We start from the raw sequence: 6,999 nt of genomic DNA, 5'->3' as shown, positions 1-6,999 counted from the left end.
AGAGCTTTTTTGCGATGACATCCTTCAATGCCTCGTTTTCGAGGCTAAGATTGGCGAACATGCGCTTGAGCTTACTGTTCTCTTCTACAAGCTCCTTGAGCCTGCGAACGTCCGAGGCCTCCATGCCGCCAAACTTGGCCTTCCACTGGTAGTAGGTGGCTTGGCTTACGCCATGCTCACGGCAAATATCGACAACCTTGCGACCGCCATCGCCTTCTTTCAAAATCCGAATAATCTGGCTCTCCGAAAATCGAGATTTCTTCATCTTGCCCTCCGTGAGGCAATCTTTACCAGAAATCTCTATTTTTCAATGGCCCTGTTTTACGGGAAGGTTACACTACCTGGTGCGCGACATCCAATACACCTTCGTAGGTGACAACATCTTTACCATGAATATTCATGATGCCACTTTTCTTAATCTTAGGATTTTTCTTACTATCGGACATGACCGTCCTCCGGTTGTAAAAATGTGATAAAAAAAGGGCACTCAGTAGTACGCTACTGAACACCCCCATATTGGCCTCAAGACACCAAAATTTATCCCGATAAAATAAGCTTTTCAAAGAGTAAAAACTCTATGATCTGAAAAGAGAAAGAATTCCGTACCTGTGGAAATAATGCGATAAAAACCTCTATTTTTTAAGCTGAGATCCTCCCCGACTATGAGATCCTTTTCTCAATCCTTCTTTATCGCGAATTTTCGCTAAATAACTCGCCTGATAAACCATCTTGTCTTTAACCTCCAAACACCGCTCATCATCTCGACGATACATCAAGCCATTTTCCTGCTTCTCACCATCACGTCCCTTGTTGCAATAATTCACAAGACCCTGATTCTCACTCTTCAAAGCTTTCCCCCAGTAATGTTCAGCAGCCTTAAGAATCGTGTACTCAGACTGAACAGCGTTGCCATTCACAAGCGCATTACAGTGATAATGCGGAAACACAGAAGAATCCTTCTGATCAGGAGACCAATCTAGTTTCAAATCAACCTTGTGATTAGAATTTCTCATTCGAGAAAAATGTTTTTTAAAGCCATCACTAAATTTATAAATGTGAGCTTTATCAAATTTCACAGAACCATCGGAAGGATAACGCAAATCAAATCTGGTCTGCATAACTTTGTTATGCTTGATAGTCATATCCTCTAGATGCTGGTTATATCTTTCCAGAGTAGGAACAAAACAACCCAAATTTTTTTCTTTTGAAGTGTTAATCGAATAACCATTGAATTTTTCTTCAAACGTAAGATTTTTCTTTTTCATTTTTCTTTCCTTTTGTTTTTCTTCTTTTGAAATTTAAAAAGGGAATAATATACTTGGCGTATATTATTCCCAGTCTCTTTCTGTTATTGTTTAGTTTTATTTAATTTATATTAAATTAATTTTATTAATTATTTCTCTATATAATATATAGTAGTGTTTTTTATTATATAAATTATTTTTAGTTTATAAAGAAGAATATATAATAAGGTAATACCATATATACCTAAATTTTGTAATTTTAAATTCGATGATATTCTATCCATATTCACATACTGCACTTAGATAAAACAATAAATTTAAATTTCGTAAAATTTTACTTGCAAGCAAATAGGTCACAAGCACTCTCGACCAGATCATATAAGGTGCCTGCCAAGTTGGACGGCAAGAATTACAGAACTCCTCATAGAGATCCTTCCCCCCCTTGCTAAGGCGACTCATAAAAACATAACCAAACGAGGCAGTCTGAGCGAAAATCTTTCACTTTTGCTGACTTCATTAGGTTGGCGATCGGTAGATCCATTAGGGTTCTGATCAAAAAAAAACCGAAAAAGAAGCACCGCATCCATTTCGGTTAGTAAAAAGTGAAAAAAATTCGACTATTTTTTTACTAGAATAATTTTCCCGTCCTCAAAAGTCACATCAAAAGAATTACCCTCGACGATTTCATTTGAAGGATATTGTTTGTTGTAGTCGCCTACATATTGCTTCTTGATGGTAATTGTTCCTTTGCTGTTTAAACAAGGAGGTTCAACATCTTTCGAAGGAGACGAAGCCTTATTTTCAACAATCTTATACTTTTTGAGTTCTTCTGGGCCTAGTGCATAAGCTTCGATTATAATGTTCCTAGAGTGTCCAAACGCTTTTTTAGCTAGAATAATATCAAGCTCCATTTTTTCAGGTGAATTTTCTTGGACAAACTTCAGTAGCTTCTCTCCCAGCTCTTTCATATCAACATCTTTTTTCTTAACTTTGGATGCGCCTTTATCCATTTCAACCCTCCTTGAGATCAATTTAATTATTCAATTAAATATATGAATAAATGGCTAAATACTGTCAAGCAAATTTCAACGTCACAGAAAATTTTTTGATAAAAAATGTAAAAAAAGACATATTTCAATCATATTTTGCATAGACTTTTTTTTAAGCTGAGTAATATTTTCATGAAAATTAAAATGGCGGATAGCTTCGCAAAAAACTATCCGCACTTATCACTATTTATAATCCCACTTACAATTCAAATAAATATAATAACCATATCTAATTATACTAATATTAATACTTGCCAGTACTATCTTACTGATGAGACAAATTCAAACGTGATAATGCCCAACTTATTATGATAAATAAAATATTTGCTGTTTAAATAATCATAAACGATAATTTTATACAAATATCAATTTATTCACATATTAATAAATTTTGACTCAATAGATTAGTGAATTTACTCTTTGTTATGACCTTTCAAATTCTGGACGATGTCATGAGCTTGAGAGCTAGAAAGCTCCTTGAACTCTATATTGAACATATTTCGGCAAAGTAAACTATTGTTTATGCCACTTTTAACTGACATATCTTGAATAACTTTTTTCTGACTATCAGAAAAGATCTTGTCAAACCTATGATTACATTTTTATTATTCTCGCTAAATCCAATCCAAATTTCTGTCTTTTCCGGCACAACACCTATGACTTGTTGATCCTTCGATAAGGTTGCAAGGCTTTCAATCAAGTCAATTGATTGAAAAGTGGATCACGTAACCAAGCGAAGTCGTCTTGAGCGATAATCTCTCATGTTTGATGGTGTCATGGGTGCGCATCAACTGAGTGCCATTAAAAGTATTTTTCAATTGTCTCAAAAAGGGGATGATTCTGCAAAGATGCCCATCCACACTCATAATGGAGATCGCCAAAAAAATCCCTTCAGATCGCTTAGAAAATCCATTGGAAACAGAAAAAGCACTGCAAGTTAAATATCTGATATATATGATTTAATATTTTAAAAGTTCGTTCCCTCCGGTTACTGAGGCCGAACCGAACCAACCGAACCAAACAAATCAAACCTACTACGCCATGAGAAAATTCTACAGATTCAAAATTCCATAAATGTCACCCACAGAAGCGGAAGCACTCTCCACAAAGCAACAGATTACCTGACTCAGGATCAGCGCCTGAATCACTCCATGGTTGAAGGTGATGATGTATAATTTGAACCTCCGTTGCAAGTTAATTTGGCCGAGTAATATTTGAGAAACTAGAACAGAACATGAGCGAAAAAATAAGCCCTCAGCGTATGCCAAGGGCTTATTAAATTCATACTGATTACAGTGTATAGATTCAACAAGACATCATCAATTTTTATCGTAATCCAAACGAAGACGATACATCCTTGTACTTGTAGATCCAGTTCTATCAAGTACACCAGACTCGACCAGATGATCGAGGATTTTTTTGACGGGCTTCTTGGTCCAAGAGAAAACTCTTTGAAGTTGAGCGCCGTTAAAATCCGGATGATTCTGAGCATACTTTATTACACTATCACAGCGCACTTGAAAAACATCAACAGGCTTAATATCTGCAACCTTATCATCTGTTGGAATGATATCGATTACACCATCATTAAACGATTCCGAATCAACACAACCTAAATGCTTTGAACCATCAAAATCTGAAAAATTGCACTCATCTGAAGCATAATAATCATCATCGGCGCTGATCCATTTTTTCGGCTCTTGAGTCCGAACATTTGCGAACGGGAGGTGATACAAAAATTTCTTGCCTCTCAGACGCGGATAGGAATTCGATTTCTTGAACACAACTCGAACCAAAACACCTGGCTCATGAATAAATTTTGCAACAAATGGATCCCCGTCCTCATCCAACTTAACAAGTTCCGGACCAAGAGTAGCTGGACCTTCAAGAAGTATCCAATTACGCATACGGTTAATCAATTGAGTCAAACCTTGAGGTTTGTCTTTCTTTGAGTCCAATGTATGATGAATAAGCAAAACAGCAACGTTAATTGACTGCATCAATTCAACAAATTTTGTAAGTAAATGCAAAACTTTCGATGACGAAGAAGCATTTTCAAACATTGATTGCAGGTTATCCAGAACTATCAAGCTTATGTAATTTTTTTCAACATAATCCTGTAACCAAATCTGCGTAATTTCTGACAAGAGGTCAAATCTATTGTCATTATCACGAGGCATATCTAAAAGTGATATGTAATGAAATGCAGCCAGAACACTTTCTTCAACACCATAAGCTTTACTGAGTTGCACTAGTATTTCTTGAATAAAATCTTCCCCAGACTCAGAATCAACCAGCAAAACATTTCCAGGCTTGTTGTTTTTAAAAATGAACATGTCTATGCCAGAAATATAACTCAACACTAATGACATATTGAATATCGTCTTTCCTTCATGCGAAAATCCAGCACACATTGTGACCTTATCTGGTCTAAGGAAAACGTGCAGTGATATAACTGTGTCGTCTATCTCTTTAAGAGGTGCTCGCACCATGTCGAATCCATTGGATACCAACGACGAAAACGAATCGCCTGAAGAGACAGAACTTGTAACATTGATAATCATCATATCTTGCGCCCAAGAAACAAACCTTTCATAAGGGATCGCAAATTTCACAATTCGATCAATCATCGGAGCGATATCTCTTTCTTTATAACAAATCGCATTCTGCGCTATAAACCGCTCAATCGGTGACGACAATTCGGCATAATCATCATCAATTTCCCGCTTGGGGTGTTCAAGAGTAGGATCTAATACCACCATAACTTTATTTGCACCGAGTTCCATAAACTTCTTGGCGTACATGATTGCGTTAAAATAACCATCTTTTGAAGGAGAAGGAATAATATACACATCATGCTCAGCAATGCATGACATATCAACATTATCGATCGCATTGATACCACCATAATGAGATGTAATAATGTATACATCTTTAGGAATACTTTTTGCGTCATCAATCCTTGATTGTATTTCGCTAGCCATTTTTAAATTTTCGAAAAATAAAACCTTACCGTTCTTTTTTGAGTTCAAACTATTTGCATTAAGCAAAAGGTGCTTCGAACTGGGTAGTCCAGGAGCTAAAAAACCTTGTGCCCCGGTTCGTGCAGGCTTTTTATATAGGGTGAATGGAAGGAGAAAGTATTCATCTCCATTAATATACGGGACAACACAAAAATCGACGCCACCAGAGAAGTTTGAAAATAATATCTCATTTGACTTATAAAAATATCTTCCTCGTAGATCAATGACCTCTGGGCCAATCACTTTTGGGTTTCTGCCAAAATACGTATAACCGGATGATGTTTTTTTGTTCAAATTAACATCCAGAAGTCTTGCAAGTTGAACATAACCTAACATTTCGATTAAAAAGCGAACTGCTTTTTCTTTTGGTATATTTTGAGTTGCTGAACAAAACGAAACATAACCTTTATATTTTTCACGATTAATTTCAAACTCGACTTTACCTTGACCTGTAACAAACAACATAATTTCACGGTGCTTTTCTGCTTCTCCGTGCACCCACGGCAACACATTATCATTATCATACTCCAGGACTGACTCTAAACATTGAGCGACAACTTCACGAATAAACTTTGTATTCTCCAAATACGAACTCCCATGGTTTAGTTCTCCAAGAACATCCCTAAGCGCTAAAACCTTTTTTGAAATTAAAGACTTCATAACTGCTCCAACATTTACAGGTTAATATCAGCAACAAAAACTGTCTTCATTGCTTAAAAAATATTTTTTGCGATCAATGTTATTCAAACTGTAATTATTTATCGAAATCAATTTTATGACAATTCATGTATTCAATCACATCTGACAAAGCATATCGAACTGATCTTCCAATTTTAGTATATTTGATCCCTCTTCGTTTATGCCTATTTTGCTGCAACGTTGACAGACTCATCCCGATCATTAAAGCGACCTGCTGTTCAGTAAGCCATGCCTCCGAATAATTTTCAGCTGGCACGCTTTTCCTCAAAATTACCATTGACTCTTGTGTGACCATGAGATATCTACCTCCAACGAAATGAAAAAAAAACAAGGGTGCCTGTCACATGACAGGCACCCTTTTATTTTACACAGCAATCCTAACCGCTCGATAAAAAAAATGAGCTTCCTCGTAAAATCAATCAATTACCGTCTATTTTGATAGCCTGATCCTCCGTGTTCTTTCGGAAGAACTACTACCATCGACAGGCTTACCTGCCGGAAATTCAGAAAAGCGTAACCGCTCAAAGGCATGTGGGGTAAGCGCTCAGGCGACCGCGTCTTACACGGGCGTCCCTGATCTGCGATAGGCCCAAAGGATGTCTTTACTTTTTGCACGGCGTTGGCTTGGGGATGCTTGGGAGAAGGGATTTGTCCACGTGCTGCGGCATGAGAGCCTTAGCAGCGTGTTGAAAAATTCCTTCCGACGTCAGAGCCAAAAATTGACATCGCCGTCATCCTGGCCGTAATCAATTCAGAGAAAATCATGCATTCATCGGAAAATTTCTTTAAGGAGTTTGATTATGTCAGAACTCGTATGCTATTGTTTTGGCTATACATCCGACGATATTGAGCAGGATGTTATTCAAAAAGGAAAATCTACAATTTTTGAACGTATCATGAACGAAAAAAAGGCTGGTGGGTGCCAGTGTGCTGAAAAGAATCCGAAAGGTCGCTGATGTCTTTCAGACGTTCGTCAGTTGGCGG

Annotated in this window: 6 protein-coding genes; 1 reads left to right on the top strand and 5 read right to left on the bottom strand. The window is 37.0% G+C overall.

Features of this window, described 5'->3' with window-relative positions:
• The 5 genes from BMZ40_RS18885 to BMZ40_RS20240 form a co-directional block, all read right to left on the bottom strand.
• Nucleotides 1-265 (bottom strand): transposase (locus BMZ40_RS18885; RefSeq protein ID WP_143075704.1); only part of this gene is annotated, 265 nt, incomplete at its 3' end.
• Between the two features lie 367 nt (nucleotides 266-632).
• Nucleotides 633-1,265, bottom strand: a complete 633-nt coding sequence (locus BMZ40_RS18880) for a YagK/YfjJ domain-containing protein (protein WP_092379643.1) — start codon at nucleotides 1,263-1,265, stop codon at nucleotides 633-635.
• 596 nt (nucleotides 1,266-1,861) lie between these two features.
• Nucleotides 1,862-2,254 (bottom strand): hypothetical protein, encoded by a 393-nt coding sequence (locus tag BMZ40_RS18875; RefSeq protein ID WP_092379640.1) that lies wholly within the window; start codon nucleotides 2,252-2,254, stop codon nucleotides 1,862-1,864.
• A 1,358-nt stretch (nucleotides 2,255-3,612) separates the two neighbouring features.
• Nucleotides 3,613-5,976 (bottom strand): AAA family ATPase, encoded by a 2,364-nt coding sequence (locus tag BMZ40_RS18870; RefSeq protein ID WP_092379636.1) that lies wholly within the window; start codon nucleotides 5,974-5,976, stop codon nucleotides 3,613-3,615.
• 94 nt (nucleotides 5,977-6,070) lie between these two features.
• Nucleotides 6,071-6,292: a helix-turn-helix domain-containing protein gene (locus tag BMZ40_RS20240; RefSeq protein ID WP_092379646.1), complete on the bottom strand. Its 222-nt coding sequence runs from the start codon at nucleotides 6,290-6,292 to the stop codon at nucleotides 6,071-6,073.
• Nucleotides 6,293-6,815: 523 nt separating this feature from the next.
• Here BMZ40_RS20240 and BMZ40_RS18860 point away from each other — a divergent pair.
• The gene (locus BMZ40_RS18860; protein WP_092372871.1) at nucleotides 6,816-6,971 is read left to right on the top strand and encodes a (2Fe-2S)-binding protein; all 156 of its coding nucleotides are present in this window, start codon (nucleotides 6,816-6,818) and stop codon (nucleotides 6,969-6,971) included.
• The last annotated feature ends 28 nt before the right edge of the window (nucleotides 6,972-6,999 follow it).

It is taken from the genome of Desulfomicrobium apsheronum (assembly GCF_900114115.1).
Classification (GTDB): domain Bacteria; phylum Desulfobacterota; class Desulfovibrionia; order Desulfovibrionales; family Desulfomicrobiaceae; genus Desulfomicrobium; species Desulfomicrobium apsheronum.
Note: the sequence above shows the minus strand (reverse complement) of the source record. Positions and strands in the feature narration are given on the sequence as shown.

Bases quoted from the DNA above. Each gene is read 5' to 3' on its own strand.
- BMZ40_RS18880 (WP_092379643.1), bottom strand. From the start codon at position 1,265: ATGAAAAAGAAAAATCTTACGTTTGAAGAAAAATTCAATGGTTATTCG.
- BMZ40_RS18875 (WP_092379640.1), bottom strand. From the start codon at position 2,254: ATGGATAAAGGCGCATCCAAAGTTAAGAAAAAAGATGTTGATATGAAA.
- BMZ40_RS18870 (WP_092379636.1), bottom strand. From the start codon at position 5,976: ATGAAGTCTTTAATTTCAAAAAAGGTTTTAGCGCTTAGGGATGTTCTT.
- BMZ40_RS20240 (WP_092379646.1), bottom strand. From the start codon at position 6,292: ATGGTAATTTTGAGGAAAAGCGTGCCAGCTGAAAATTATTCGGAGGCA.
- BMZ40_RS18860 (WP_092372871.1), top strand. From the start codon at position 6,816: ATGTCAGAACTCGTATGCTATTGTTTTGGCTATACATCCGACGATATT.